General features: G+C 35.4%; 26 protein-coding genes and 6 pseudogenes. 1 reads left to right on the top strand and 31 read right to left on the bottom strand.

The window, feature by feature from the left end; translation table 11 throughout:
* Positions 1–13: 13 nt before the first annotated feature.
* The 31 genes and pseudogenes from N7U66_RS19190 to N7U66_RS19035 all read right to left on the bottom strand — a co-directional run bounded on the left by N7U66_RS19190 (position 14) and on the right by N7U66_RS19035 (position 24,223).
* Complete coding sequence (locus N7U66_RS19190; RefSeq protein WP_267676540.1) at positions 14–835, bottom strand: galactosyltransferase-related protein; 822 nt, start codon at positions 833–835, stop codon at positions 14–16.
* Entirely contained in the window at positions 753–1,082 is a 330-nt protein-coding gene (locus N7U66_RS19185) for a glycosyltransferase family 2 protein (protein WP_267676539.1), read from the bottom strand. Before N7U66_RS19185 ends, N7U66_RS19190 begins: the two co-directional genes overlap by 83 nt.
* A 21-nt stretch (positions 1,083–1,103) precedes the next feature.
* On the bottom strand, positions 1,104–2,057 hold the full coding sequence (locus N7U66_RS19180; protein WP_267676538.1) for a glycosyltransferase family 2 protein: 954 nt from the start codon (positions 2,055–2,057) through the stop codon (positions 1,104–1,106).
* Positions 2,058–2,061: 4 nt separating this feature from the next.
* Positions 2,062–3,282, bottom strand: coding sequence for a glycosyltransferase (locus N7U66_RS19175; RefSeq protein WP_267676537.1), 1,221 nt, complete (start codon positions 3,280–3,282; stop codon positions 2,062–2,064).
* 3 nt (positions 3,283–3,285) lie between these two features.
* Complete coding sequence (locus N7U66_RS19170) at positions 3,286–3,531, bottom strand: hypothetical protein (protein WP_267676536.1); 246 nt, start codon at positions 3,529–3,531, stop codon at positions 3,286–3,288.
* A complete protein-coding gene (locus tag N7U66_RS19165) occupies positions 3,512–4,078 on the bottom strand; it encodes a glycosyltransferase (RefSeq protein WP_267676535.1) in 567 nt (188 codons plus the stop codon). Before N7U66_RS19165 ends, N7U66_RS19170 begins: the two co-directional genes overlap by 20 nt.
* Positions 3,990–4,244 carry a glycosyltransferase family 2 protein gene (locus N7U66_RS19160; protein WP_267676534.1) on the bottom strand — a complete coding sequence of 85 codons (255 nt, stop codon included), beginning with the start codon at positions 4,242–4,244 and terminating at the stop codon, positions 3,990–3,992. Before N7U66_RS19160 ends, N7U66_RS19165 begins: the two co-directional genes overlap by 89 nt.
* A complete protein-coding gene (locus N7U66_RS19155; RefSeq protein ID WP_267676533.1) occupies positions 4,245–5,069 on the bottom strand; it encodes a glycosyltransferase family 2 protein in 825 nt (274 codons plus the stop codon). It lies immediately after the preceding gene.
* Positions 5,070–5,074: 5 nt separating this feature from the next.
* The gene (locus N7U66_RS19150; protein ID WP_267676532.1) at positions 5,075–5,998 is read right to left on the bottom strand and encodes a GDP-L-fucose synthase family protein; all 924 of its coding nucleotides are present in this window, start codon (positions 5,996–5,998) and stop codon (positions 5,075–5,077) included.
* A pseudogene (gene gmd / locus N7U66_RS19145) lies at positions 5,998–7,109 on the bottom strand (GDP-mannose 4,6-dehydratase). The gene N7U66_RS19150 and the pseudogene gmd overlap by 1 nt, the downstream one beginning before the upstream one ends.
* 24 nt (positions 7,110–7,133) lie before the next feature.
* Complete coding sequence (locus N7U66_RS19140; protein WP_267676531.1) at positions 7,134–8,408, bottom strand: glycosyltransferase; 1,275 nt, start codon at positions 8,406–8,408, stop codon at positions 7,134–7,136.
* Positions 8,408–9,034, bottom strand: a complete 627-nt coding sequence (locus tag N7U66_RS19135; protein WP_267676530.1) for a class I SAM-dependent methyltransferase — start codon at positions 9,032–9,034, stop codon at positions 8,408–8,410. The genes N7U66_RS19140 and N7U66_RS19135 overlap by 1 nt, the downstream gene beginning before the upstream one ends.
* Positions 9,007–9,315: a hypothetical protein gene (locus tag N7U66_RS19130; RefSeq protein ID WP_267676529.1), complete on the bottom strand. Its 309-nt coding sequence runs from the start codon at positions 9,313–9,315 to the stop codon at positions 9,007–9,009. Before N7U66_RS19130 ends, N7U66_RS19135 begins: the two co-directional genes overlap by 28 nt.
* Positions 9,306–9,824 (bottom strand): hypothetical protein, encoded by a 519-nt coding sequence (locus N7U66_RS19125; protein WP_267676528.1) that lies wholly within the window; start codon positions 9,822–9,824, stop codon positions 9,306–9,308. The genes N7U66_RS19130 and N7U66_RS19125 overlap by 10 nt, the downstream gene beginning before the upstream one ends.
* Positions 9,781–10,008 carry a hypothetical protein gene (locus N7U66_RS19120; protein ID WP_267676527.1) on the bottom strand — a complete coding sequence of 76 codons (228 nt, stop codon included), beginning with the start codon at positions 10,006–10,008 and terminating at the stop codon, positions 9,781–9,783. Before N7U66_RS19120 ends, N7U66_RS19125 begins: the two co-directional genes overlap by 44 nt.
* On the bottom strand, positions 10,005–10,232 hold the full coding sequence (locus N7U66_RS19115; protein WP_267676526.1) for a hypothetical protein: 228 nt from the start codon (positions 10,230–10,232) through the stop codon (positions 10,005–10,007). Before N7U66_RS19115 ends, N7U66_RS19120 begins: the two co-directional genes overlap by 4 nt.
* Positions 10,233–10,291: 59 nt before the next feature.
* A complete protein-coding gene (locus N7U66_RS19110; protein WP_267676525.1) occupies positions 10,292–11,461 on the bottom strand; it encodes a TDP-N-acetylfucosamine:lipid II N-acetylfucosaminyltransferase in 1,170 nt (389 codons plus the stop codon).
* On the bottom strand, positions 11,458–12,507 hold the full coding sequence (gene rffA / locus N7U66_RS19105; RefSeq protein WP_313791545.1) for a dTDP-4-amino-4,6-dideoxygalactose transaminase: 1,050 nt from the start codon (positions 12,505–12,507) through the stop codon (positions 11,458–11,460). The genes N7U66_RS19110 and rffA overlap by 4 nt, the downstream gene beginning before the upstream one ends.
* Before the next feature lie 70 nt (positions 12,508–12,577).
* On the bottom strand, positions 12,578–13,210 hold the full coding sequence (locus N7U66_RS19100; RefSeq protein WP_267676524.1) for an acetyltransferase: 633 nt from the start codon (positions 13,208–13,210) through the stop codon (positions 12,578–12,580).
* 3 nt (positions 13,211–13,213) lie between these two features.
* Positions 13,214–13,906, bottom strand: a complete 693-nt coding sequence (locus N7U66_RS19095) for a WbqC family protein (RefSeq protein WP_267676523.1) — start codon at positions 13,904–13,906, stop codon at positions 13,214–13,216.
* Positions 13,896–15,034, bottom strand: a pseudogene (locus N7U66_RS19090) (acyltransferase family protein). The gene N7U66_RS19095 and the pseudogene N7U66_RS19090 overlap by 11 nt, the downstream one beginning before the upstream one ends.
* Before the next feature lies 1 nt (position 15,035).
* Positions 15,036–15,347, bottom strand: a complete 312-nt coding sequence (locus tag N7U66_RS19080) for a hypothetical protein (RefSeq protein ID WP_267676520.1) — start codon at positions 15,345–15,347, stop codon at positions 15,036–15,038.
* On the bottom strand, positions 15,311–15,844 hold the full coding sequence (locus N7U66_RS19075) for a hypothetical protein (RefSeq protein ID WP_267676519.1): 534 nt from the start codon (positions 15,842–15,844) through the stop codon (positions 15,311–15,313). Before N7U66_RS19075 ends, N7U66_RS19080 begins: the two co-directional genes overlap by 37 nt.
* 97 nt (positions 15,845–15,941) lie before the next feature.
* Complete coding sequence (locus N7U66_RS19070; protein WP_267676518.1) at positions 15,942–16,496, bottom strand: hypothetical protein; 555 nt, start codon at positions 16,494–16,496, stop codon at positions 15,942–15,944.
* Between the two features lie 26 nt (positions 16,497–16,522).
* Positions 16,523–17,800: pseudogene (locus tag N7U66_RS19065) on the bottom strand (ABC transporter ATP-binding protein).
* Between the two features lies 1 nt (position 17,801).
* A pseudogene (locus N7U66_RS19060) lies at positions 17,802–18,676 on the bottom strand (ABC transporter permease).
* Positions 18,669–19,661 carry an SDR family oxidoreductase gene (locus N7U66_RS19055; RefSeq protein ID WP_267676517.1) on the bottom strand — a complete coding sequence of 331 codons (993 nt, stop codon included), beginning with the start codon at positions 19,659–19,661 and terminating at the stop codon, positions 18,669–18,671. The pseudogene N7U66_RS19060 and the gene N7U66_RS19055 overlap by 8 nt, the downstream one beginning before the upstream one ends.
* Positions 19,662–20,947, bottom strand: a pseudogene (locus tag N7U66_RS19050) (nucleotide sugar dehydrogenase).
* A 15-nt stretch (positions 20,948–20,962) separates the two neighbouring features.
* Positions 20,963–22,660, bottom strand: coding sequence for an exopolysaccharide transport family protein (locus N7U66_RS19045; RefSeq protein WP_267676516.1), 1,698 nt, complete (start codon positions 22,658–22,660; stop codon positions 20,963–20,965).
* Positions 22,661–22,860: 200 nt separating this feature from the next.
* Positions 22,861–23,421 carry a hypothetical protein gene (locus tag N7U66_RS19040; RefSeq protein WP_267676515.1) on the bottom strand — a complete coding sequence of 187 codons (561 nt, stop codon included), beginning with the start codon at positions 23,419–23,421 and terminating at the stop codon, positions 22,861–22,863.
* 10 nt (positions 23,422–23,431) lie between these two features.
* The gene (locus N7U66_RS19035) at positions 23,432–24,223 is read right to left on the bottom strand and encodes a polysaccharide biosynthesis/export family protein (RefSeq protein ID WP_267676514.1); all 792 of its coding nucleotides are present in this window, start codon (positions 24,221–24,223) and stop codon (positions 23,432–23,434) included.
* 104 nt (positions 24,224–24,327) lie between these two features.
* On the opposite strand from N7U66_RS19035, the pseudogene N7U66_RS19030 reads away from it, so the two are divergent.
* A pseudogene (locus N7U66_RS19030) lies at positions 24,328–26,191 on the top strand (ABC-F family ATP-binding cassette domain-containing protein).
* Positions 26,192–26,207 lie beyond the last annotated feature (16 nt).

The following is a 26,207-nucleotide window of genomic DNA, read 5'->3' as shown; positions in this document are numbered from 1 at the left end:
ATATTCGCATGACTTATAATTTAATGATTAATGTGATGGTCTCATCATTTCTATTATATTGATATTTATAAGGCTGGTTTCTCAAGTTTCTTATAATACACTCTAATAATTGATCATTGATCTCTTGCATACTATCAAAGGCCATGGTTTTCTTTCCTAGTCGTTTTTTTATCGTTTGTTTAAAGGATTTGTAATCCTTGTGTACATTTACTTGGAGGTGAATGACTTTGTTAGTCGCGGGCAACAAGACCCCATTTATAAAAGCAGTAATTGTGCCTCCCCTATTCGTAATATTATACGTTTCATCACTATGTTGTAGTTGCTTATAGTCTTCTGCATGATACACTCCCCATTCTTGGTCTGTATTTGCTTTCATTCTATTGGTTGACGCAACGAGATCCAAATAGGCCGCATTTATTTGCTCTAAACGAGAATGAAGCGGTGAATTATCATTATTCATTCTATAGTGCTTGGCATGCCATTGATGAAGTATTAGCAGTGCATCTGAATAAAAGCGCACAGTATGTCCCGCATTTTTCAAGCGCACATGCACATCGGTATCTTCACTTCCCCAGCCATTGTAGAATTCGTCGTAACCTCCTATAGACTTTAAAAGTTCTGTATTGTATACGGTCATCCCTGTGGCTTGATTATTAGATTTAAAAGCCACCTTATAGGCTCCAAAAGGTTTTGTTTTTTTAGATTCTGTTTCACTTAAAAAACCCACTTGAAAATAGGTAGCCACCCGTTCTTTAGCCACCTGCTCTAATACCGTAATAAACTCCTGGATGATACAACATATCGACATCGCCAATAAAACAATAGGGGCTTTCAATGGTTTTTAACGCGATGTTAATGGCTCTAGATTTACACCATAACTGTTGTTCTGTTTCACAACGAATGAGTTTTACAAAACTGTATGCATCTATTAAAACGCACAATTCATTTTTGTAATTAGAGGTACTTCCATAATCTACTAAAATGACATCAAAGTTTTTAGTCACTTGATTGGCGAGAGTGGCTAAACAATTTTTTAATATGTTTATATTTCTGTCTCTATATGTTAAGATTATAGTTATCAATCCTCTTTTTTTTATTAATGGTTACCTAAAGATTAAAATCTTAAATAGATATATATGCGATTTAAACTTTGTAATAAAACCAATGTCTTTATTCAAATATACAATATTCAGCTTGCTGTAATATTTACGAAGATCTTTAAATCGTTCCATGCGATTACTTTCACATTGTAACGCCGTGTAGAATGCCCAAAGCATTTTTTTTGCGACATGTTGGATCAACTCATTTTTCTTTATCACATTTTGATGCTCTGCCAATTTCAATGTTTGATATCTAAAATAGAAAATATCGTATAGTTTTTTTTTAGAGACATTAGCGCGGGAACTAATTTGATCAACCGCTCCATCACCCCCTCTAATAGTGGCTAAAACGTGATCTATGATGACTACATTTGGTCTTAGTGCCAACATCCTTATATGAAACTCGTTATCTTGATAGCGTTCTATCGTATCATTAAATAATGCTTTATCTTCAAGATATACTTTTCGCCACATGAAACCACAGGTTTGAATTTCAATAGCATCCATGGCATAATTATAAAATAAGCTTTGCGTATGCTTGTATACAAATTTACTTGTTCTGTAGCGTGTTAATTGGTAATTCGCATAGTCATTTCTATGAAGCACAGCCTCTGTATCGCCTGCAAAAGCGGCTAGCTTTTTAGCAATAAAATCAGGTTTCATAACATCATCGCTATCAAACCAATTAATAAATTCACCTTGTGCTAAGGTAAACCCGTAATTTCTGCAGCCATTAGCGCCTTTTACAATAGTATCGGGTCTATTATAATATTGAAACCGAGGGTCCTGAGCTACTATATTATTTATGATGACAGCTGTCGTATCTGTACTGCCATCATCTATTAGTATACATTCCCAATGGGTATAGGTTTGTACCCTAATAGTCTCAAGCGTTGCTTGAATTAAGGCGGCACGATTATACACGGGCATGACTATAGACACTAAAGGTTTTGACATCGGGTTATATTAAATCTTGATAATACCTGGCAATCATTTTAGGCAATCCAAACGTGGCATGGGCCCATATTTTGGCCTCTAAGCTCATGGTATAATACATTTCTTTATCTTCTAAAAGCGTGCTGACTGCTTTCGCTAAAGCGTCACTGTTTTTTTGCGCTACTAAAATACTTGTTTTGTCTGTAACGGTATGCGGTATCCCACCACTATTAAATCCAACTACTGGCAACCCCATAGCTTGCGCTTCTGCCGTCACAACGCCCTGCGTTTCTTCTCTTCCAGTAGCATCCTTTATGGAGGTCATTAAAAAAAGGTGAGCCTGTTCTAACTCCTGTTTTATTTCTTCCTGAGTGGCTTGACCATACAAAAAGACATGCTGCTCTAAATTTAAAGCTTTAATTTGTGATGCCAATGCCTCATGTAAAAAGCCATACCCAAGAATCGTATATTTAATATCATAACCATTATCCACCAATTTTTTTACCGCCTCAATACCATATTGGTGTCCTTTAACAGGCACCAGTCTTCCAACACTAATCAAGCGGTACGTTTCTCTGTTATTAATAGTCTTAGGATAGATAATAGGCGAATAAAATTCTAAATCTATGGCCATAGGCACTACAGATATTCCTGTTTCCGGATACCCTAAACTGAGGACCTGTTGTTTTAAAAATAAGGTATTAACAGTGACTTTATCCCAAACGGAATACCATGGTTTATAGCGATTAATCACCGCCTCCTTTTCTAAGTCATTGTTGTAATGCGCATCAAACCCATGAAAGGTAACCAACACCTTAGCACGGAGGTATCCAATACGTTTAAGAATAGAAATATCTGTCGCATTAGTCGCAAAATGAATGTGAAAAACGTCGGTATTTCTATAGTTGGAATAAAACTTTAAAATAAAGAGATAACTGAGTGATACTTTTGAAACGGTAGCACAATATTTTATGAAATAATAAAGCAACATGGGGTGTAACACATATTGAAACGCTTTAAAAAGACGTTTCAATTTATGTTGAGGGGGCGTTATTGTCGCTACGAAACGCATAACCTCATGTTTCTCTAGAAGCGCTGCCTGAGATCCTTCTTGAATGGGATTAATACGATCTGCAATTATTTTAACATCGTACCCCATGGTAATCGCTGCCACCACATTAGAGACCACAAACGTTTCTGAAGCTGTAGGAAATAGGTGGGTTTTAAAAACAAGGGTCGGTTTCAATAGTTATAGTTTTTTTAATAAGAAATGTCCTTTTTTAAATGACAGATAAAAGCCAACAATGGCAAAGGTTTTAACGGCATCTACGATTCTAAATAACGATAATTGTTTTATTACTAAGCGTTTTAATATGGTTTTACTAAAATTATTATTAGCATAAAGCAATGCTTTTAAATGCTTCTTGTATTGCTGTATAATATAGGTGTTGAATGGCTTTAACGCCTCATGTTTTTTAGCTTTTAATAAGGCCACATGTTTTTCTCTCGGCATAAAATGCTGAACGGATTTCGGCATCGTTATGATGCACCAGTGCTTTAGACAACGACCAATGAAATTTGCGATACCGAATTAAAGCTTGGTCTAAATACACGATGTGAGGCTTTTGATATAACATTCTCAAATTAAAATCCCAATCGTCTAAATTTCTAATATATGGATCAAATAAATCCTGTTGTTGTTCTAAAAAGGAACGTGTCCAAAATGGTCCGCAAACATAGAAGGTGATCTTACCTGTTAAATAATCTTCAATAAGGGTGTTAGATTGTATGGTATTGTAGTCTACTGTTTTCCCGGTCTCTGAATTAAAACGTTCTACTTTCACGACCACGGCATCGACGCCCTCTTGCCAATGGGTAACAACCTCAGCTAGCGCATGGGGCTGGTAAAGATCATCACTATCGAACCAATTGATAATGTCGCCTCGACTTTTTTCAAATCCATAGTTTCTGCAACTGTTTGGCCCCTTTTTTAAGTGGTCTCGGCCGTTGGTAAATTTTAAATCTATGGTCTTTGGCCGCATAGGTATTGAGTACATCAAGCGTATGGTCGGTACTGCCATCATCTACAATAATACATTCCCAATGGTCATGGGTTTGTGCTCTTATCGACTCTAAGGTTTCACCTACAATGAGTGCACGATTGTAGGTTGGTATAATTATAGAAACTAAAGCGACTGGTGTTTGCATTTAATTTCTTTTGTAGAGTTTCACAAGTAGGCGCAGTACCAAAGACATTATTTTTTTTGGGACCGTGTATTGTTCCAGTTCTAACAGCATTTTAAACCTGTTGGAGGTTAACCATTGCGAATCTGTATTAAACTGTATATAATCTTCATAAATAGGTAAAGGAATTAAAGCTTTTAAAACAGAATCACGCTCGGCTTGTCTTAGTTCTAGATTACTATTGCTAATGCCATCCATATAAAAGGTGGACACCAAAATATTGATATATTTATAAGTGTTTGCGTTTAGGCCTAAAACGATTAAAAAAAACTTCCAATCGGCTACTATTTTTAGGTCTTCATCATAAACCCCATACTGCTGAAAGAGTGTTCTTTTAATAAAGGTTGACGGATGATTGATGGTCGAAAAAAAGAAAGTTTTTAAGGTGAGTTTAGCATTTCTGTGTCCGTAATCGATTGTGGTTTCACCCTGCATATCCACTTTAACTAAATTACCAAACACAATGCTTGTTGTACTTAAATGACCAGCACAAGCTTTTAAAACGGTGGGGTCATATAGGGCGTCACCACTATTTAAAAAAAGCACATAGTCGCCTTGCGCGCGATCAATCCCCTTATTCATAGCATGGTAAATACCTCCATCTGGCTCACTAATACTATAACCAATATGGTTTTTATATTTTTCAATGATGCTTTTGCTTCCATCATAACTATTGCCATCGATAATAATATGTTCGAAATCTTCGAAGTCCTGTTGCTTAACACTGGTAATGGTGCGTTCTAAACCAACAACATCGTTATAATTAATAGTAATGATTGAAATTAGCACAAGCTCTAATTTAAAAATTTATTTATATACACGGCTTTTATACCCGCTTCTAAATCGATACTATGGCGCCAACCTAAACTGTGCATTAAAGACACATCTAGCAATTTTCGAGGTGTGCCGTCCGGCTTATCGCTATTCCAAACAATCGTTCCCGCGTATCCCACTGTTTTTTTAATTAACTCTGCCAAAGCTTTTATGGATAAATCTTCCCCCGTCCCTACATTTACAGACACATTACCCTGGTACGTCTCCATCAAATGAAAGCAAGCATTGGCCAAATCGTCCACATGCAAGAACTCCCGTTTTGGTGTGCCGCTCCCCCAAACCTCAACCGTTGGTAGATTATTCACTTTCGCTTCATGAAATTTTCGTAATAAAGCAGGTAGTACGTGTGCGTTTTTTAGGTCGTAATTGTCGTTAGGGCCATATAAATTGGTGGGCATCACCGAAATGAAATCACAACCATATTGTCGGTTGTAACTCTCACATAATTTGATACCAGCAATTTTTGCAATGGCATAAGGCTCGTTTGTGGGTTCCAATGTACCAGTTAACAAATAGTTTTCTTTTATAGGTTGCGCTGCTAATTTAGGATAGATACAAGAGGACGCTAGAAACAACAATTTCTTCACCTGATGCACATAACTTTGATGAATCACGTTATTCTGAATCATTAAATTTTCGTACAAAAACTGTGCTCTATAGGTGTTATTTGCTTCTATACCACCCACTTTTGCCGCCGCCAAAAACACGAATTCAGGTTGTTCTTTTTTAAAGAACTCAGCGACACTTTGTTGGTTGGTTAAATCTAATTCTGACGAAGCACGTAATAAAAAATTAGTATAGCCTTTTGCTTTTAATAGGCGCAAAAGTGCAGACCCCACCATACCCTTATGTCCAGCGATGTATATTTTAGCGTGTAATTCCATTATTCGTGATAGTTAAGGGTTTCATGACCACCTTCTTTTAAATATTTTTCTTTTTTAAACAATTTCACATCGGCAGTCATCATATCGTCTACCAAGTCTGCCAAGGCATACTTGGGTTTCCATTTTAATTTTTCTTTACATTTAGTAGCATCCCCAATCAACAAGTCGACTTCTGTTGGTCGGTAATAGGTGGGATCAATTTTAACCACCGTTTTGCCTATAGGCAGTTGGTATTCGGATGCGCACAGGTTTTTATTTTACCCACTTCCTGTTCCCCTTTACCAGTAAACTCTAGCGTAATACCAACATGATTAAACGCCATAATAACAAAATCTCTAACGGTGGTGGTGACACCTGTGGCGATTACAAAATCTTCTGCCTCGTCTTGTTGCAAGATTAACCACATGGCTTCTACATAATCTTTAGCATGCCCCCAATCGCGTTTCGCGTCTAGATTTCCTAAATACAAGGTGTCTTGAAGTTTAAGGGCAATTTTTGAAGTGGCACGCGTAATCTTTCGCGTCACAAAGGTCTCGCCTCGTAATGGCGATTCGTGATTAAATAAAATACCATTACAGGCATACATATTATAGGCCTCTCGGTAATTGACCGTAATCCAATAGGCATACAATTTGGCTACGCCATAGGGGCTTCTTGGATAAAATGGTGTGGTTTCTTTTTGTGGTACTTCTTGCACCAAGCCGTATAACTCTGAGGTTGAGGCTTGATAAATTCTCGTTTTTTGGGTTAAACCTAATAGTCGCACAGCTTCTAAAATACGAAGCGTCCCTAAGCCATCGATATTGGCAGTATATTCTGGTGTATCGAAACTCACTTTTACATGAGACATGGCCCCCAGGTTATAAATTTCGTCGGGTTGCACTTCTTTTATGATGCGTGTTAAATTCATGGCATCACTTAAATCCCCATAGTGTAATTTAAAACGCACATCTGCTTCATGTTTGTCTTGATAGAGGTGATCGATGCGTTCGGTATTAAACGAAGAGGCCCTCCGCTTGATACCATGTACTATATAATTTTTAGACAATAACAATTCGGCTAAATAGGCGCCATCTTGTCCTGTAATTCCAGTGATTAATGCTATTTTCATCTTTAAAATCTTATAAATCTAAAATTAAGGTTTTTTTAAAATCTTTTTAAACAATTCGATATAGTTGTTCGCTTGAATTTTTTGATCATATTTAGTAAGCGCATCCTGTCGTATTTCTTCAGAGGTTAATTGAACACCTGTTTTAAAAAAAGCATTAATGGCTTGAGACAAAGCGGCTACACTAATCGTATTGGTTATCAAACCATTTTTACCGTTTTGAATCATATCTCGAATGCCTCCTACAGGAAACCCTATCACTGGGGTACCACACAAAAGTGCTTCTAAAACCGTATTTGGTAAGTTATCCATTAATGAAGGAATGACAAAAACATCGGCAGCCGAATACGCGACACTTAATAGCTGCTCATTCTTAATATGCCCTAATTCAACCACCTTATTGTTGTTCATTAGCAGATTCGTTTTTGCTCCAATAGCTAGTAAAATAATATTTTCATCTTCTATAAGGTTAAACGCTCTTTTTAAAAAAGCGTATCCCTTTCTATGATTTGAAATGGAATCGGCAACAAATAATACCACTTTCTTAGAACATGACAACTGCAACAAGTCTCTAGAGTATTCTTTATGTCTTGGTTTAAAAATAGTCGTGTTGATTCCATTTGGAATACAAGTCACCGGAAACTTACTAAAAAAGCCACTCTGTTTTATTTCGTTGGTCATCCAATGACATAAAGTTACAAAATGAAGATTTTCTACTGGCTCTAAAGCCTCTGTTTTTATTTTTAAAATGCTTTTAAATTGTTCTTTCTCTAGTGTACTAAGTTGCCTATTTATTGGTTTTCCTTGATCATTAATACCTAAAAACGTTTCTTTATAATGTTCGCCACCCGAGAATGGATTCATATCATGCAAGGTCCAAACGACAGGTTTTGTGTTTTTTGTAAAAAACTGTTTGTAATCTAAGAAATTGGAGACCCAGTGTAAATTAATGAGGTCGGCTTCCTTGTACAGATCTGATGCTGTGATATCAAAATTAGAATCTGGATACGTATATAACTCTAAACCAGTACTTCGTTTAGCAACAAAACGCTCTTTTTTATTCTTTCTTCTTGTCTTTACAATTTTAAATTCTTTGAGAATTTTAAACAGTTTATTTTCGATTTTTTGAATGAAGGTCTTCCGGCCTTTGGGCCTTAAAAGAAAGGACTCCGGAAAATCATTATTTTTAACGGCCAATAGTAGTTTTGAATCTATATTAGCGTCTAATAAACCCATATGTAATCTTGCAGATGCTTTACCTGCGCCTCCCGTATCATAAGTATTTACTATTAAAACCTTCATTATATTTTTTCGTAAACTGCCAAAATGGAATGTCCCTTAATATTTGCACTATTAACCTTGGTGTAATATCGTATAAGATTAGACAGTGACAAAACTTTAGCAACTCCTCTCATAAATTTATACTTTTGTAAATACGTTGTCATTGATTTTATATACCATTCTTTATGGTAACTCTGCAAAGGCTCATAGGCAAAGGTCACTAATTTTAAATCAAATACTTTTTCTAATGCCTTCAATGAACTCGGGCGCCATCTCCCCATATGATGCGGCGGGAAATTTAAAACGCCTCCTTCTGAATGTTTAATAAACGCATCGTTATTTGGAACGCAAATAACGAGTTTACCTCCTGGTTTTAAACACTCAATTTGTGCTTTTACAAAGGACTGCACATCAGAGATATGCTCTAACACTTGAAAGGAACAAACCACATCAAAAGCTTGCTCATGCGTCTTGGCAAACGCTTGTATGGGTTCTGCATAAACCTTTAGCTTCTGTTTTTTAGCTTTTACAATACTGTGTTCATTAAGCTCCAGTCCGGTAATGTTATAACCTTCACGACTTAATTTTTGCACAAAGCCCAAGCCGCCACTGCCTACTTCTAAAATGTTGTCCTCTTTTTTAAACATTTTTTTAGTCTGCTCATGTTCCCATTTCCATGGCATATAATACCAATCAAAATGCTCCGAGCCTCGTAAAAGGGACCATCCCCGTAAAGCCCATGAGGCCTGTAGTATTGATATCCCGTAAACTTACACTCAAACAATTGGATGTTCTCAATGCCCTTAAAAAAAGAGGCAACATCCATATTTAATTCCCGCTTGTATCTACTAATAATATCTGCTACCGGATACGATTTTATAAGTACGGCTTTTGATTTATCATGGGTATGTGTTGACGTTAACTCCATTTTAATTTATTTTTTATTTTGCGATACAACCTATAAACCAACCCTTTATCTTCTTTAGCGCTTGTACTTTTATTAAATTTAATCACCTTTCTCAAGATTCTTTTATTCTCTTTCAATGTAGTAACAGCACTAAATTTGTTAGTATTTAGTTGCGTCACTGTATAGGTATCATCAACACTGCAATGGGTTCCGGAACCATCCATCCCAATGTTTTGTGTATATGAAATATTTGGATGCAGACACAATCCTTTTAATAAAAACACAGACGCATGCCACTTGATGGCCCAAGTATTCCAGGTACCATCGATATTATTTTTTAAATGCTGCAAAAACGGATAACTGTTTTCTAAATTAAACTCACGGTCTCTTTTAGTCTTTAAAATGTTATGATATAAAATAGCTGCCTCCGGCTGGTAAAAACGCCAAGCGCGTTTCCAAGTGGCCCAACCCCAGCACGAGGTTTGATTATAAAAGAAAAATGGTGGTGTAATGCCATCTATGGGTTGCATATATCCGAGAAATGTGCATGACTTTTTCTTCCTTTTCATAATAATTAAGGGCGGCATTCATATAGGTTAAAAACTGAGGCGAGGTTATGATATCATCTTCTAAGACAATAATTTTACCGTGTTTTTCTATAATTTGAGTGACACCCTCAACAATATTTAAGGCCGAGACCTTTATTAGTGTCATGCGTAATGATATGCACGTCTTGGCACCACTGTTGTTTTTTTAAAACACGTCTCGGTTTCTTCAATATTAGTCTTATCGGTAGCCGACGCATTGGCTTTAGGACCATCGGCATGAATATACAGTACAGATTTAGAAGCGTATGCATTCGCTTTTAACGCTTCGAGCGTTTGCAACGTGTGCCACGGCCGATTGTATACAAATAGAACGATGGGTGCTAAATTCATTTAATAATTTAAAGTATTACTATTTTTAAATACATCTTATAATTATGGATACTAAAGTTCTAGCTTGCATAGGTAGACAATAACTTCTTTAAATGATTTAAACGCAACTCATCTGATATAACATGCTCTAACTTATCTCTATTGTTATACATCTTTAACTGCTCCTCATTAATTAATGTATTTAAATTAAATGCTAATATATCATTGGCATTGTATGTTGCAATGCCAATAGCATTAATATACTCTTTTATAGGATTATTTCTTTTTAAAAACACAGGTTTACCCAGGGCTAATGCTGTTGCTATATTGCCCCATGCTTGCGAACGATTATGATACATATACACAACATCCATATTTGCTATAAATTCCACAAAACGAGCACGATCCATATATTCAGTGATAGGAATAAAATTTTCACCAAATAATTTCAACCCGCTTTTAATAATTTCTTTTTTATACCATTCTTGACCATAACTTAAAAAACAATATACGTTAACATTTTTGATGTGCTTTACCTTTTCAAAAGCTTCTAAATGATTGTTTGAGGGTGTAGCCGAATTACCTATTAAAATTTTAAATCTATCGTTATCAGTCTTTTTTTTTGTTAGAGTTGAGGTTAAATTGAAATTAAGATTGTAAAACCCAGCAATATGCTTAGCTTTTAAACTGGGGTACAATCTTCTAAGTAAACTAATTTCTACCACATTTAATTCACCACAAATGATATAGTCTATTCTACCCATTTGAATTAAACGCCTTTGATACTCTTTCTTAGTGTGATTCTTTTGTCTTACTCTTTTTTTTAATGTCTTGATAAACTTTTTTAAGCCATTGTCAAAATTAATTTTTGGGTATAATTCTTTCTTTACTCTAGCATAGGTCTTCTTATCATAATTTCGTTTGGCATGCTCCCAAAAAGGATATTCATAAAATTCGCCACCCCGTAAATATACGATTAACGTATTAGTATAATGGGCTAGAATTTCAGCTATCTTATAATCGTACCAATGCACAATTATAGTATCGTTTTGATTTATTTTATTTAACTCATGAGTAATTTTTCTATGATCATAACCAAGGTACACCACCTCTTTATTTGTATTAATATAGTTGGTTTCATTTGGCTCCCCTCTAATTAAAAAAACATTATTATCATTTTCCTCTACAGAATAGATGTCTTCTATATAGGAATCTATAAATTTATCTTGTGCCATTATATGGTAATTCATCCTACTGCTTTTTTTATTGCCTCGATAACATAATCCACTTGCTTTAGAGATAATTCAAAATAAAACGGCAACCTTAACAAGGTTTCCGAATACTTGTCTGAAAAAGGCAAGTCGCGTCCATCGTGTTTGTCTTGGTAAAAACTACTGTTATGCAAACTTAAATAATGGAAAACCGCGTTAATCTCTTTTTCTTTTAAATAGTTCAAACAGGCCGTTCTGTCTTCATTTGTATTAAACACTAAATAAAACATATGAGCATTATTAGTTGCGTTTTCGGGGATTGTTGGTAATTTAATCAACCCTTTTTCTTCTAAGGGTTTTAATCCATCATAATACCAATTCCAAATGGATTTTCTTTGCTTTTGTATAGCACTTAGTGTTTCCAGTTGCGCCCATAGAAAAGCTGCTGTTATTTCTGAAGGCAAAAAAGAAGAGCCGATATCTACCCAACCGTATTTATCGACTTCGCCTCTAAAAAAAGCGGATCGGTTTGTGCCTTTCTCCCAAATAATTTCTGCTCTTTCGCTAAATCGGTCATCATTAATAGCCAATAAGCCACCTTCCCCGTAAATAATATTCTTAGTTTCATGAAAAGAAAATGCAGCCAAATGACCAATACTACCCAAAGGTCTATTTTTATAATAACTATCTATAGCCTGTGCAGCATCTTCAACAACAAACAAATTGTGAGCATTTGCTATTTTCATAATAGTATCCATATGGCATGCCATACCTGCATAATGTACTACAACTAAAGCTTTGGTTTTTGGTGTTATTAGGGCTTCAAGCTTAGTTTCATCAATATTTGGATGCTCGGGTTGAGAATCTGCAAATATAATTTTACCACCGCGCAGCACAAATGCATTGGCTGTTGACACAAAAGTGAAAGAAGGCATTATAATTTCATCTCCTTCTTTAATATCTAATAAAATAGCCGCCATCTCTAAAGCATCTGTACAACTAGTGGTGAGCAGTGCTTTTTTAATATCAAAATTAGTCTCAAAAAATGTTTGACACTTTTTTGTGAAATCACCATTCCCTGATATCTTACCGAAGCTACCGCCTGTTCAATATACAAAGTTTCTTTCCCAGTTAAATAGGGCTTATTAAATGGTATCATTCACGTATAAATTTAGCAGGATTACCAACATACACTCCCTTTTTTGAAATAGTATTTATAACAACCGCACCTCCACCGATCTGGATTTCTTTCCCTATGGTTATGTTATCGATAATAGTGGCGTTTATTCCTATTACACATTGTTCTTTTATAGTTACAAAACCAGCCATAGCAATACAAGGAGATAAAAAACAATGTGCTCCAACTTGAGTGTCATGAGCGATTATACAACTGATATTTATTAGTGTGTTTTCTTTTATAATTACGTTGGCATCTAAAACAGATTTAGGATAAATTACACATCCATGCCCTATCTTAGCAGTAGGATCTAAATAACACGTGGAATGAATTATCTTACCAAATGGAATTCTGTTTACAAATTTTTCATATAAAACTTTCTTGGTTTTTAAATGTTTATAACCTATTGCAATAATTAATTCGTCAAATTCTTTATTAGCAAATGAATTGTCTATAGATTCAATTGTTCCTCTAATCAAAAAACCATTCACTGAAGTTTCTTTTGAGTAGTCATCAAAAAAAACAACATCATTATAATGATTATCATTTATGGCATAATTTGCAATTTGCTTGCCTAGATCACCACAACCAATAATTCCTAAAATTTTCATTAATTAATTATTATTTTTTTTTAAATAATTGAAACTATCAGAACCTTGATTAAAAAGTAAATCTAAAATACTCACTCCATGTTCAAAGGGTTCGTTTAATTGTTTATACTCCGGGTAACCTGAATAATCCATAAACTCAACAGAGATATTATTCTTTTCAAATAAACTTAGGTCCATATAAGCTTTTGCAGCTGGTCCTGAAATATAATGATTACAATTTAATTGTTTACAAATTTGAATAAGCTTTTCATTTTTATCTCCTGAAAAAATAAGGTCTTTACTTCTAACTATTTTCGTGGTAATGCCTAAGTATTGATTTATTGTTTTTATGAAAGTCAGATTAATATCAGTCAAATTATTTGAAATTGGCTCATTATATAACGGCAACAACAATTGCTCTATTTCTTTAAAATGTGACGCTTTATTATAATTTTGCACTAACGTTTTCCAATGTTTTTTATACCAAAGTTGTTGACTTATTTTTGCCTCATTTATTTTTTGCCCAAAATTTAGCTTTACAGGTATTGTTAACCACTGCAAACCTTGCTTAGTTTTTATTAAGTTTCTGTTTCTCCAATCGTTTTTAGTATACTGCATTTCATCATACAAAACGAAAACATCGGCTCTGTTAATAGCATCAAAATACCCCTTCCAAGGTATATAGTTCGATTGTAATATTAATATACTATTTTTCATTAGCATTTAATTTTGGATTAATCTTAACTGTGGCAAAACTATCTTTAAATTTCAAAAAATAGTTTTCAAAGTACTTATAAGATAAATGGCTAACTAACAAAGTTAAAAATGTGGTTATAAAATAAAGTAAGATATTGTAAAGAATTACATGCTCACTTTCTTGCATAAGGTTATTTAAGCAAGCAAACACAACAAACATAACCAAAGGATGATACATGTAGACACCATACGATATCACTCCTAAATAAGATAGTCTTGTTTCTTTCAACTTTCCTTGGTTAACAAATATGATACTTAAAATTGAGACAAAAACAAAACCTAATACAATTCCCGATAAATTAAAAGCCAATAAAACAAGAAGTACTAGTATCACTATGAGAGCAATCCGTTTATCTTTAAATAGTATATAAAAGAGTTTCTCTTTTTTAAAGGCATAAAACGCTCCTAAAGCCCCAATTGCCATATACTCTATCGGAATAAAATTACAGATTTCTGTTAATTTGTTTATTATAAAATTATCTCCTCTCGGAACTTGATTAAGTACTAATACTTTTATAAGTATGAAAGGTATTAAGAATTTAGGCAAAATTTTATAAAATACTTTTATTACCCACGGCCAAAAAACATAAAATTGTTCTTCTACACTGACACTCCAGCTATGTGATGCTCCAACTATTCTGTACCCAAAAATCAAGGCAACATTTGATAGAAAAAACAAAAAAAGTGGCAATGCCGTTGAATAATCTGTGTTAAGTATAAGGTTATAATAAAAATCTTCCTTAATAAAAAATTGATTATCAATAATAAATATTGGGACTAAAAAAAAGATATGATTGTAATTAAATAATACAATGGCCAAATTCTTAAAACGCGCCTTATATAGAACTTCTTAATATCGATTTTATTCGTATTATTCTTTTCTTTAAGTAGTAATAATGTAATTAAAAAGCCACTTAAAACAAAGAACAAATACACCATATTTAGTCCCAATCCATCAATGAAATCTTTTAAAAAACTATCATACAGCGATAGCATCTTCCCTCTTTTCTTATATAACTCTAAATGATGTACGACTACCCCAAATGCTGCAATAAACCGTAATTCATTAAATCCTTTTATAAGCTTCATTTTAAAAGGATTCAATAGGTTTTACTAGACTCAATTCAGCCTTATCATCAATCCAAATTAGCGCTCCTGCTTCTAACCATTTTTTTTCTAATTGATTACTTAAATAATCCTTTTTCCATTCCCAATCTAAAAAGTCTAACTTCTTTACCTTTATTTTAAATTCTGTATGGTTTAAATTTATTCCCCTCTCATAAGCCCAATAAGCTGTATAGCGTTGTAATCCAATTTTCAATATATCTTGATTTACATTCGGACTATTTACACGCCAACTCCAGTTCACCCATAACGCACCTTGCAAATAATCTCCAACCATTCCTTTGTCATTAATAATTGGTAAAAAAACCTCTTCTCCGATTCTTTTATATAAGAGACAGCAATTATGTGATTATAATCTTCAAAATGACTATCCATAAAAACGGGGTGTTTGGTAACCCCAAAAGCTTTAGTTGATAAAATCATTAAACCATCTACTGTCTTATTTACTATACTTTTAATACCCAACCTATCTATTAATATATCTAAACTGGGCTTTAGAAATGGAGATTGCATTGTTACATTTACTTGAAGCGTTAGTAATACACATGCTATTAATAGTATGCCTTTTTTATGAAAGTTATTTACCGCTGACGGGTTTTGATAATCAATATTTAAGTTTTTCTTAAATAGTAACAGTATTACTCTATCCCAAATGCTTACTGGAACTAATAGAAAATAAATAGCAACCACTCCAATCGCAAAATATGGAATTGGAAATTCTAAAAAGATCCCCAAATGCAACCCTAAACCTATAATTACTATAGGTAATCTCATTTTTTTCATCCAAAAAACAAATAAGAAAAATGCTTCAAAAACAAATGTGAAATAGCCTAAAAATAACATAAACCACTTTTGGTTTAATAACCATTGATCATTTAAAATAGTTATTTGGGGCAAAGAAGCGGGAAACCGAGACCCCTAAGCCATGAGTCCAAATTTCGGAAGTTATTTTATGAAAAATAGAATCAAAATAAACAAAACCAATCCCCACCACGACCGGTAAATAATAATATATGACTGAAACCGCTGATTTTTTCTTTTTCAAATATGCTACATCCAAAGACAGGATATTTGATAGAGGCATAAATGTGGTTAAAAAACTAATACCTACATAAACGTAATGCATATGGTATTCAAAATCTGTAAAAAAGGACAAAAAGAATACACAAAAGACATAGTTTATTATGGTCATAATCTGTGTTAAAAAACCAAATACCAAACAAACCAAAACTATGAGCCAAGTAATAAGTAAAATAGAATTATCAAAAGCTGGCACTTCAATAAAAGGAATTTCATCGAAGTACAAATGTCTATACTTAAATATATGAAGTACTTCAAAAAATAGATTTAAAAAAAAGGCTATCCTAAATATTGCCAATCCGGATGGAGATATTTTTTTTTCATACAACTTATCAAACCACTTCATAAACCTTTATTTGTTTAGCGTACAATTTATTTTTGGACGGTCCATTTTAACTGCGGTCTAATAAAACCATTCACTTTACCTAGATACCCGCAGTCGCGTTTAACATCCTTAACTTCAAAAGTTAATAACTCTTTATCGTCAAACAAGCCACTCATACTATTCGTATGTACATAAAAATGAATCTGATAAATTTCTGTATTTAATAAATTGGCAGGGATTTCACAAACCAACTCCGTTTCTTTATTGATGCCACATTCAAATTTTCCGCCCGTTCCAAAAACCACATCGCCTTTAAAGGTGCGCAAATCGAAACCTACCGAAATAAGAGCTTCTTGTGTTAAATTAATCATTTTAACTTTAAAATGCACTGTAGAAGTAACATCAATAACGTCACGTTTGTCGCTACTGGTCGCATTTTCTATGGCTGCGTAATTTAGAGTAATGTATTCATTTCCCTTCCTCAGGTTTAAGGCCTCCGCACTGTAAACTTGATTGATATGTGTTTCGTGTTGCAGGTACTGCTCAATCATTTCTTTTGGATGCCCTGAACCAATTATTTTTCCATTTTTAAGACTTATCACCCGAGTACACAAGGTTTCTACTGCCGCCATATTATGACTTACAAATAAGACGGTACGTCCTTCTCCTTTAGAGATATCCTGCATTTTACCTATAGCCTTTTTTTGAAACTCTGCATCCCCAACGGCCAATACCTCATCAATCACTAAAATCTCCTGGTTCTAAAAAAGCCGCCACGGCAAAAGCCAAACGTACAGTCATTCCGAGAACTATAGCGTTTTACGGGTGTATCTATATACCGTTCACAACCCGAAAAGTCTATAATCTCGTCTATTTTAGACGTGATTTCTTTTTTGGTCATCCCTAAAATAGCGCCGTTTAGATAAATATTTTCACGCCCGGTCATCTCCCCGTGAAACCCAGTACCCACTTCTAATAACGAGGCTATACGCCCTCTCGGTTTTAATTTCACCTGTGGTGGGACCAGTAACTTTAGATAATATTTTAAGTAATGTCGATTTCCCAGCACCATTTTTACCAATAATTCCTAAAACTTCTCCACGTTCCACTTCAAAATTAATATCCTGCAAGGCCCACACATAATTAGAATCGCCTTTGGTACTGCGGTCATTACTTTCGCCAATTTTTAAAAACGGATCCTCTTTACCACGCACGTTATACCACCAACGTTTTAAATCGTCGGCAATCGTTCCCGTACCCACCAAACCTAAACGGTATTGTTTAGAAATGTTTTCGGCCTTTAATATGATGTCTTTATCTGCCATTTTAAACCGTATCAATAAATGTTTTTTCTGTTCTGTTAAAGACGATTAGTCCCAATAAAAAGAACACAATGCTTATGCTTCCTGCATATAAAAAAGAGGTCCAAGAAAACTGCTCTGTCCCTAAAGTCATGTGTCTAAACAGCTCTATAAAGGTGGTCATGGGGTTATATTCTACTAACCACGAATACTCCGGTAACTTTTCTTTAAAATAGGATAATGGATACATGACTGCCGAGCCATACATGAGGAGTTGCACACCAAAGCCAACTAAATATGTTAAATCACGATATTTTGTCGTCATCGAAGAGATGAGCATGCCAAACCCTAAGCCAAAAAGTGCCATTAAAAATATTAAAACGGGTAATAGTACTAAGCTTAACGTTGGTGTTGCCTGAGAGGCGGCTTCAGTGAAATATTTAAAATATATGTAAAACCCCACGAACAACAGCATGCGAATCCCGAAATTAATCAAATTTGTAATGACAGTAGATAGCGGCATGATCACTCCGGGAAAATAGACTTTACCAAAAAGCCCTTGATTGGATTTAAACGTACTACTGGTCCCTGTTAAACAACTACTAAAATAATTCCAACAACTCAGTCCGGCCGGATTAAACAAAAAAGCAGGAATCCCGTCTCCAGTTGGAATATTAGCCGATTATTAAAGATCAAGGTAAAGGTTAAAGTGGTAAATAGGGGTTGTATAAAATACCAAAGCGGCCCTAAAATGGTTTGCTTGTATACCGTGATTACATTTCGCTTCACAAATAAAAATAGCAAATCCCGATAGCGCCAAATCTCTTTAAAATTAAGGTCTATTAGTTTCCTTTTGGGTGAAATGGTATACAACCAGTCGTCTGTTTTCACTTTACTCATGTGTGTGTGCTTTAAAATACTGCCAAGTTTTTTCAAGACCTTCTTCGACTAAAACTAACGGTTTATACCCCAAAAGTGTTTGGGCCTTCGTAATATCGGCTAACGAATCTTTAACATCACCCGGACGATTTGGTCCGTGACTTGCTTTTATATTTTTTTTTGCTGCTGCATTTAAGGTGTTCCATAGGGTATTGACACTAATACGCTCATGACAAGCAATATTAAATACCTGATTCTTTGCCGCAGCAGACGCAAAAAAGCCTTTCACATTCGCTTGTACGGCATTATCCACATAGGTGAAATCGCGGGTTTGTTCACCATTACCATGTATTGTGGCTGGCTCATTATTTTTTATGGCATTCATAAACAAGGGAATCACTGCGGCATAAGCGCCATTGGGACTTTGTTTTGGTCCATAAATATTAAAATAACGCAAGCCTATCGCGTCTGTGTTATAGGTTTTTCCAAATACGTCTGCATACAATTCGTTCACATACTTTGTTACCGCATAAGGTGATAAAGGCTTGCCTATAGTCTCTTCAACTTTGGGTAGCGCGGCACTATCACCGTAAGTAGAACTGGAAGCCGCATATACCATGCGTTTTACTGTGGTACTTTCTTTTAAGGCCACCATCATGTTTAAAAAACCAGTGATATTGACCACATTGGTCGTTATCGGGTCATTTATAGATCGTGGTACAGAACCCAAGGCTGCCTGATGACTAACATAGTCTATATCTACCATGGCCTTCTTGCAAGTCTCTAAGTCGCGAATATCACCTGTTATCAATTCAAAATTAGGGAGTGACAAAAATTCTTCAATATTAGCGCGATGCCCATTTGAAAAATCATCCAGTACCCGTACTTTCTTCGCCTGATGTTTTAATAAATAGGCGACTAAATTTGAACCTATAAAACCAGCGCCTCCAGTGACTAGAAAAGCGTATTTACTTAAATCGTTGGTATGATGTGTTTGTGTTTTCATTTATAATCTGCCATCAATTTGATTGATTTTGAGCTGTCCTTTTACATCGAAAACAACGGCCTTGTCCCCCTTTACAGCGTCTAGATCGAAGTCTAAAAATTGATCATGCGCTACCGCTAAAACCACTGCATGGTAATCCTTTTTTAAGTGCGCCACCTCTGTAAGCAACTCTAAACCATATTCTTTTTTCACAGCTTCCTTGGAAGCCCATGGATCGTAAACCTCAACATGTATTGAAAAGCTTTTAAATTCATTTATAATATCTATCACTCTAGAGTTTCTAATATCTCGGGCAGTTTTCTTTAAAGGTCATCCCCAAAATCAAAACCTTAGCTTTGTTAATAACCGTTCCTTTAGCCACCATTAATTTAACAGTTTCCTGGGCCACATAAGCCCCCATACTATCATTCATACGTCTACCCGCTAAAATAATTTCGGGTGTATAGCCAGATTGCATAGCTTTTTCTGCCAAATAATAGGGATCAACCCCTATACAATGCCCACCCACCAAACCTGGTGTGAATTTTAAAAAATTCCATTTGGTGCCCGCCGCTTCTAATACGGCTTGAGTATCGAGGTCTAAACGCCTAAAGATTTTTGATAATTCATTTACAAAAGCTATGTTAATATCACGCTGCGAATTCTCTATCACTTTCGCCGCTTCTGCCACTTTTATTGAGGGCGCCAAATAGGTTCCTGCCACAATAATAGAACGGTATAAGGCATCTATTTCTTGAGCGATGTCTCGCGTAGACCCGGAGGTGACTTTTAAAATTTTAGTTAGGGTATGTTTTTTATCACCTGGATTAATACGCTCTGGCGAATACCCTACAAAAAAACCAGTATTGAATTTTAGTCCGAATGTTGTTCTAAAATAGGCACACAAATGTCTTCAGTCACCCCTGGGTAGACCGTAGATTCAAAGATAACAATACCTCCTGGTTTTAGCACCCGACCAACCGTTTCGCACGCGTTTAAAAGGGGGCGGAAATCGGTTTATTATCGGGAGTAATGGGCGTGGGTACGGTAACAATATAAATAGCGGCTCCCGTTAACTCTTTAGGATTGATACTAATACGTAAACCTATCTTTTTATTAGGCTTCAAGGCCACTTGCAACTCCCGAAGAGAGATTTCCTGCGTGTCATCTTGGCCCTGTTTTAGGGCATTCACGCGTTGCGGGTTGCTATCGAAACCCAATACCTGATATTTTGTAGCAAACGCAACAGCCAGGGGTAAGCCAACATACCCTAATCCTATAATGGCTATTTTTTTTGTTTGCGTCATGGCTTCTGTTTGTACTTAACGAATCTTTAAAATAGCTTTTATCCTATCGAATACTGATTTTTTAGCCGTTTCATTCTCATGATACCCATTACCATAAGCACCATAGCCATAACTATAGCCATAACCATAGCCATATTTTCCTTTTTGGTCGTAGCCGTTATAGAGTAAACTGATGTTTTTAATTTCACCACGTTTATATTTGTCATTAATAAAATTCAGCATGTCTTTTTTAGTATATTCCTGTCTCGCCACATATAACGACGCATCCACATACTCGGTTAATTCTAAAGCATCAGACACCAAACCTACAGGAGGTGTATCTAGAACGACATAATCATACTTTTCTTTTAGGGCCGCCATGAAGGCATCCATTTTGTCTCCTATCAATAGTTCTGAAGGATTTGGTGGAATGGGCCCCGAGGTAATCACATCTAAGTTTTCGATGCTTGTGCTCCGGGTTACCGCAGCTAAGTCTTTTTGACCTATTAAATAATTAACCGCACCAATCTCATTTTTAATATTAAAGTCTCCAAAGATTTTTGGTTGTCTTAAATCTAAGCCCACCAATACTGTTTTCTTACCACTTAAGGCGAATACGGTTGCAATATTAATGGCACAAAATGTTTTCCCTTCTCCACTAACAGAAGAGGTAAGCATCACCGTTTTAGAGCCTTCTAAGTCATGTTTTTTGTACATGAATTGCAAACTGGATCGAATCCCTCTAAAGGCCTCTGCTACTGCCGATTTAGGTTTGCGGTGTACAATTAAATTATTATCAATGGTGTTTTTACCAATCACCCCCAAAAGAGGGATTTTTGAAATGGCTTCTAATTGTTTTGGACTATGGAGTTTATTATCAAAGAACGTTACTAGAAAAGCAAGTAATAATGGCGGTATAAACCCGACTACAACGGCCGTAAAATAGGCCGATTGCGTGTTTAAATCTATGGCTTTGGCACCCGTGTCTTTGGCCTTGTCTATAATTAACACATCAGACACGGTAGCGGCTTTTAATATATCGGCTTCCCCGCGTTTTGACAAAAACATATTATACGTTTGTTCATCTAAAGCATATTGGCGTTGAAACCCCAACATGTTTTGTTGGTCTTTTGGTAATTTGCGTAGTTTATAATCGACTTCTGCCTTTTTAGAACTAATAAAACTGAGTTCTCTATTCAATCCTTTTTTTGCCGAGCTAATGGTTTCTAACAGTACCCGTTTTATAGCCTCTATTTGGCTGTTAATATCGGCAAAGATGGCGGCATCACTTCTAATGGTTTCCTCATACTTTGCCTTTTGTACCGATAAGGCATTAATTTTAGCAATATTAGATAAAATACTAGTATCCTCCACTCCTGCAGTGGCTGGTGCTGGTAATTTGGTAAATGTATTACTGGTTTCTAGGTAGGTTTTTAACTGCTCGTAATAGTCTATCTGCCTTTTTACAGCATCTTTTTTAAATTCTAAATCAATTAAATTTTGATTAATTTGCGCACTCTCGGCATCTAAATTAAAAATGCTATTGCGTTGCCTGTAGTCGTTTAAAGAATCTTTATTTAACGTTATTTTATCTTTATAACGGTCCAACTGGCTATCAATAAATTGAATGGTATTGGTTACAAATTGATTTTTACGTGTTAATTGATCTGCACTTACAACGGTTACCGTAGTATTTAAATAATCTACAATTTTGTCCTTGTTGAAGTCTGTCATCGCCAAGTTGAGAATAGCCGAGCCTCTAGGATTACTAACACTTAGTTTATTCCTATAGGTCGCCACAACACTATTAAAATCTGAAAATTGAATGTAGTAGTCTTCCTTAGGCTGGACTACCGCATGTGCTTTGTAGGTGATAATACCATTGATAAATGGTGTGCGTATGGTATCTCCCGAAACAAATTGTTGTTTAAATCCTACGGATTAATGGTCAACTGGCCTTTAGTTTTATCTGAAAAATTTTGAGCATCTAACACCTTGGTAGTCCCATTATCGTTCACCACATGCAACTCGTAAACGCCTTCACCCAAGTAGGAGACTTTTATAGGCATATTTAACATTTGATACGCGTTAGGCGTTAATTCAAATTTAAAAGGAGCCGCCTTGTAAATATCATCTTTTCTAAAACGAGATTGCTTGAGGTAGGTGACGTAATATTCTAAACTATCTACCACCTTCTCGTGAATAGAACGTGATCTTAAGGTGGTAATTATTGTTCTTATTTTACCGTAAACACCTCCCCAATTAAAGGTCAAACTGGTGTTCGAGGAAAACAATGGATTTGTATTATCTTCTATTGAAATTTGAGTATTTAAACTGTAAGACTGTTGTTTTCTAATGTTTTGTTGGTAGGCAAAAAACAGACCGATACCAATACAAAGTAAAAACAACTTCCAGTACCTTAAGGTTCTAAATAAAAACGCCTTTATATCGAAAGCAGGCGTTGAAGACTCTAATAAATCAAATTCATCATTCATACACTATCATTTATAGATTCTTTGCCAAAAAATAAGTAGACACCACAACAGAAAATATAGAGGCAATGGTGGTAAAGGTTTGCGAGGCTGTTTCCCCAGCACCTAAGGCCTTGCGCTTCAGCGGCTTCACCATGATAATATCATTGGGCTGAATGTAATAATAAGGCGATTTCATAGCTGCTAAATCTGTTAAATCGATACTGTGAATTTTTTGTCCGTACGGGTATTGGCGAATAATTTTAATGTCGCGTCGGTCGGCTACATTCGACAATCCTCCCGCATTGGCTATGGCTTCTATAATGTTTACCCGGTCCTGAAATAAAGTATACACTCCTGAACCGCCTTCGCCCGTCATGGTATATCGTAATCCTGCTAGTTTTATTGTCACAAATATTTGTGTGGTTTCTTTTAAATATTGAGCCAATATCTCCTTTTTAACCTTATCTTCTATCTCGTCTGTGGTAAAGCCCAATACATTAATATCCCCCAGTATAGGAAACTCTATGTTTCCATGTAAATCTACGGTAAACCCATTAAAATATAAGGAGCCTTGACCTCCCGCGGCACTGCCTGCTGGTTGAAACACTTCAATTAATTTTTTGACTTCAGAATCAATGGCTTTAATATTAACACTTAAAATATCGTTTACCTGAACACGGTAGGGTTTTGACAATTCTACAATTTGTAAAGAATCATCTACTACAGTCCCCTTATCTTGAAGATAAACGACGTCTTTATTAGTAATACAAGAGGAACATAAGACACTGATTAGCATGATAATACCGAGTAGCAATCGATTCATTTTGAGCACATTGATTTAAGACAAATATAGCTTTTCATCGTGAATAATAAAACATTTGTCGGATTTTTTGGTTTTTTATCCGTTATTTGTAAAAAAACTGATCCTTGAATTATCTCAACGTTGAAAATATATCGAAATCTTATGGAGAGCTCACGCTTTTCGAAGGCCTATCCTTTAGTATCCATAAGGATCAAAAAGTTGCTTTTGTAGCTAAAAATGGCACCGGAAAGACCTCCATTTTAAACATACTCGCCAACACAGATACCCCGAGATACGGGACAGGTGATTTTTAGAAAAAATATTAAAGTCTCCTTTTTACCTCAAGAACCCTATTTAGATAGTAGTCTAACGGTAGAACAGACCATATTTAATAGCGACAATCCCATTTTAGATGTCATCAAAAATTATGAAATCGCCTTATTAAACCCTGAAGATTCTGAAGCGTACCAAAAAGCCTTTGAGCAAATGGATGCCTTTAATGCTTGGGATTTTGAAACCCAATACAAACAAATTCTATTTAAATTAAAGCTCGACGACTTGCATCAAAAAGTGAGTAGCATGTCCGGTGGCCAAAAAAAACGCCTGTCTTTAGCCAATGCTTTAATTAATAAACCCGATTTATTAATTCTCGATGAGCCTACCAATCATTTAGATTTAGAAATGATTGAATGGTTAGAAGCCTTCTTTGCCAAAGAAAACATCACCCTGTTTATGGTGACACACGACCGGTATTTTCTAGAACGGGTGTGTAATGAAATTATAGAGCTTGATCAAGGCCAGTTGTACAATTATAAAGGGAACTACTCTTATTATTTAGAGAAAAAAGAAGCCCGTATCGAGCAAGAAACAACAGAAACCGGTAAGGCGAAACAATTGTACAAAAAAGAGCTCACTTGGATGCGTCGCCAGCCCAAAGCACGAACTACAAAATCGAAATCGCGAATTGATGATTTTGCAGACATCAAACACCGGGCACACCAGCGTCGAAAAGATCACGAAGTGCAGTTAGAACTTAATATGGAGCGTTTAGGAAGCAAAATTCGGAGCTTAAAAAAGTATCGAAAGCCTACAAAGATAAGGTCATTTTAGATCAATTTGATTACATGTTCCAAAAAGGGGAGCGTGTGGGAATTATTGGTAAAAACGGCACAGGAAAATCAACCTTTTTAAATATTATTACCCAGTTAACCGAACCAGACTACTGGAAAGATTGTTATTGGTGAAACCGTAAAATTTGGCTATTATACACAAACGGGAATCACCCCTAAACCCGATCAAAAAGTGATTGATGTGGTACGCGAATTTGGTGACTATATTCCTTTAAAAAAAGGCCGCCAAATTAGTGCGCAGCAATTATTAGAACGCTTTTTGTTTGACCGGAAAAAACAATATGATTTTGTGGAAAAATTGAGTGGTGGCGAGCGTAAACGACTATACCTATGCACCGTTCTCATTCAAAATCCAAACTTTTTAATTTTAGATGAGCCTACAAACGATTTAGATATTGTTACCCTTAACGTGCTTGAAAGTTTTCTGTTAGATTTCCCTGGCTGCTTGTTAGTCGTTTCACACGACCGGTATTTTATGGATAAGATTGTAGACCACCTATTTGTTTTTAGAGGTGCTGGTGTTGTTGAAGATTTTCCTGGAAACTATAGTGATTTTAGAGCGTATGATGATAGTAAACCGGTAGCTATTGAAGCTGTCGAGGATAAAAAAGAAAATAAAAGCTGGAAGAAAGATAGTAAAACAACGCTCTCTTATAACGAACAAAAAGAATACAAAAACTTAGAGAGTAAAATAAAATCTTTAGAGTTTGATAAAACGGAATTAGAACAAAAATTTCTAAACCCGGACCTTTCTCAAGATGAGATTAATGCACTATCCAATACCCTCCAAAAGATTATTGACAGTATTGAAGAAAAGGAAATGCGTTGGTTAGAGCTTACTGAGAAGTTGGAAGGCTAAACGAGTACTCTATGTG

Source organism: Lacinutrix neustonica, assembly GCF_026625145.1.
Classification (GTDB): domain Bacteria; phylum Bacteroidota; class Bacteroidia; order Flavobacteriales; family Flavobacteriaceae; genus Lacinutrix; species Lacinutrix neustonica.
Note: the sequence above shows the minus strand (reverse complement) of the source record. Positions and strands in the feature narration are given on the sequence as shown.

Excerpts from the sequence above, each read along its gene's own strand:
- N7U66_RS19180 (WP_267676538.1), bottom strand. The coding sequence starts at position 2,057 with ATGTCAAAACCTTTAGTGTCTATAGTCATGCCCGTGTATAATCGTGCC.
- N7U66_RS19165 (WP_267676535.1), bottom strand. The coding sequence starts at position 4,078 with ATGCGGCCAAAGACCATAGATTTAAAATTTACCAACGGCCGAGACCAC.
- N7U66_RS19160 (WP_267676534.1), bottom strand. The coding sequence starts at position 4,244 with ATGCAAACACCAGTCGCTTTAGTTTCTATAATTATACCAACCTACAAT.
- N7U66_RS19150 (WP_267676532.1), bottom strand. The coding sequence starts at position 5,998 with ATGGAATTACACGCTAAAATATACATCGCTGGACATAAGGGTATGGTG.
- N7U66_RS19140 (WP_267676531.1), bottom strand. The coding sequence starts at position 8,408 with ATGAAGGTTTTAATAGTAAATACTTATGATACGGGAGGCGCAGGTAAA.
- N7U66_RS19135 (WP_267676530.1), bottom strand. The coding sequence starts at position 9,034 with ATGTTTAAAAAAGAGGACAACATTTTAGAAGTAGGCAGTGGCGGCTTG.
- N7U66_RS19130 (WP_267676529.1), bottom strand. The coding sequence starts at position 9,315 with ATGGAGTTAACGTCAACACATACCCATGATAAATCAAAAGCCGTACTT.
- N7U66_RS19125 (WP_267676528.1), bottom strand. The coding sequence starts at position 9,824 with ATGCAACCCATAGATGGCATTACACCACCATTTTTCTTTTATAATCAA.
- N7U66_RS19120 (WP_267676527.1), bottom strand. The coding sequence starts at position 10,008 with ATGACACTAATAAAGGTCTCGGCCTTAAATATTGTTGAGGGTGTCACT.
- N7U66_RS19115 (WP_267676526.1), bottom strand. The coding sequence starts at position 10,232 with ATGAATTTAGCACCCATCGTTCTATTTGTATACAATCGGCCGTGGCAC.
- N7U66_RS19110 (WP_267676525.1), bottom strand. The coding sequence starts at position 11,461 with ATGAATTACCATATAATGGCACAAGATAAATTTATAGATTCCTATATA.
- N7U66_RS19100 (WP_267676524.1), bottom strand. The coding sequence starts at position 13,210 with ATGAAAATTTTAGGAATTATTGGTTGTGGTGATCTAGGCAAGCAAATT.
- N7U66_RS19095 (WP_267676523.1), bottom strand. The coding sequence starts at position 13,906 with ATGAAAAATAGTATATTAATATTACAATCGAACTATATACCTTGGAAG.
- N7U66_RS19080 (WP_267676520.1), bottom strand. The coding sequence starts at position 15,347 with ATGGTTGGAGATTATTTGCAAGGTGCGTTATGGGTGAACTGGAGTTGG.
- N7U66_RS19075 (WP_267676519.1), bottom strand. The coding sequence starts at position 15,844 with ATGAGATTACCTATAGTAATTATAGGTTTAGGGTTGCATTTGGGGATC.
- N7U66_RS19070 (WP_267676518.1), bottom strand. The coding sequence starts at position 16,496 with ATGAAGTGGTTTGATAAGTTGTATGAAAAAAAAATATCTCCATCCGGA.
- N7U66_RS19055 (WP_267676517.1), bottom strand. The coding sequence starts at position 19,661 with ATGAAAACACAAACACATCATACCAACGATTTAAGTAAATACGCTTTT.
- N7U66_RS19045 (WP_267676516.1), bottom strand. The coding sequence starts at position 22,660 with ATGACAGACTTCAACAAGGACAAAATTGTAGATTATTTAAATACTACG.
- N7U66_RS19040 (WP_267676515.1), bottom strand. The coding sequence starts at position 23,421 with ATGAATGATGAATTTGATTTATTAGAGTCTTCAACGCCTGCTTTCGAT.
- N7U66_RS19035 (WP_267676514.1), bottom strand. The coding sequence starts at position 24,223 with ATGAATCGATTGCTACTCGGTATTATCATGCTAATCAGTGTCTTATGT.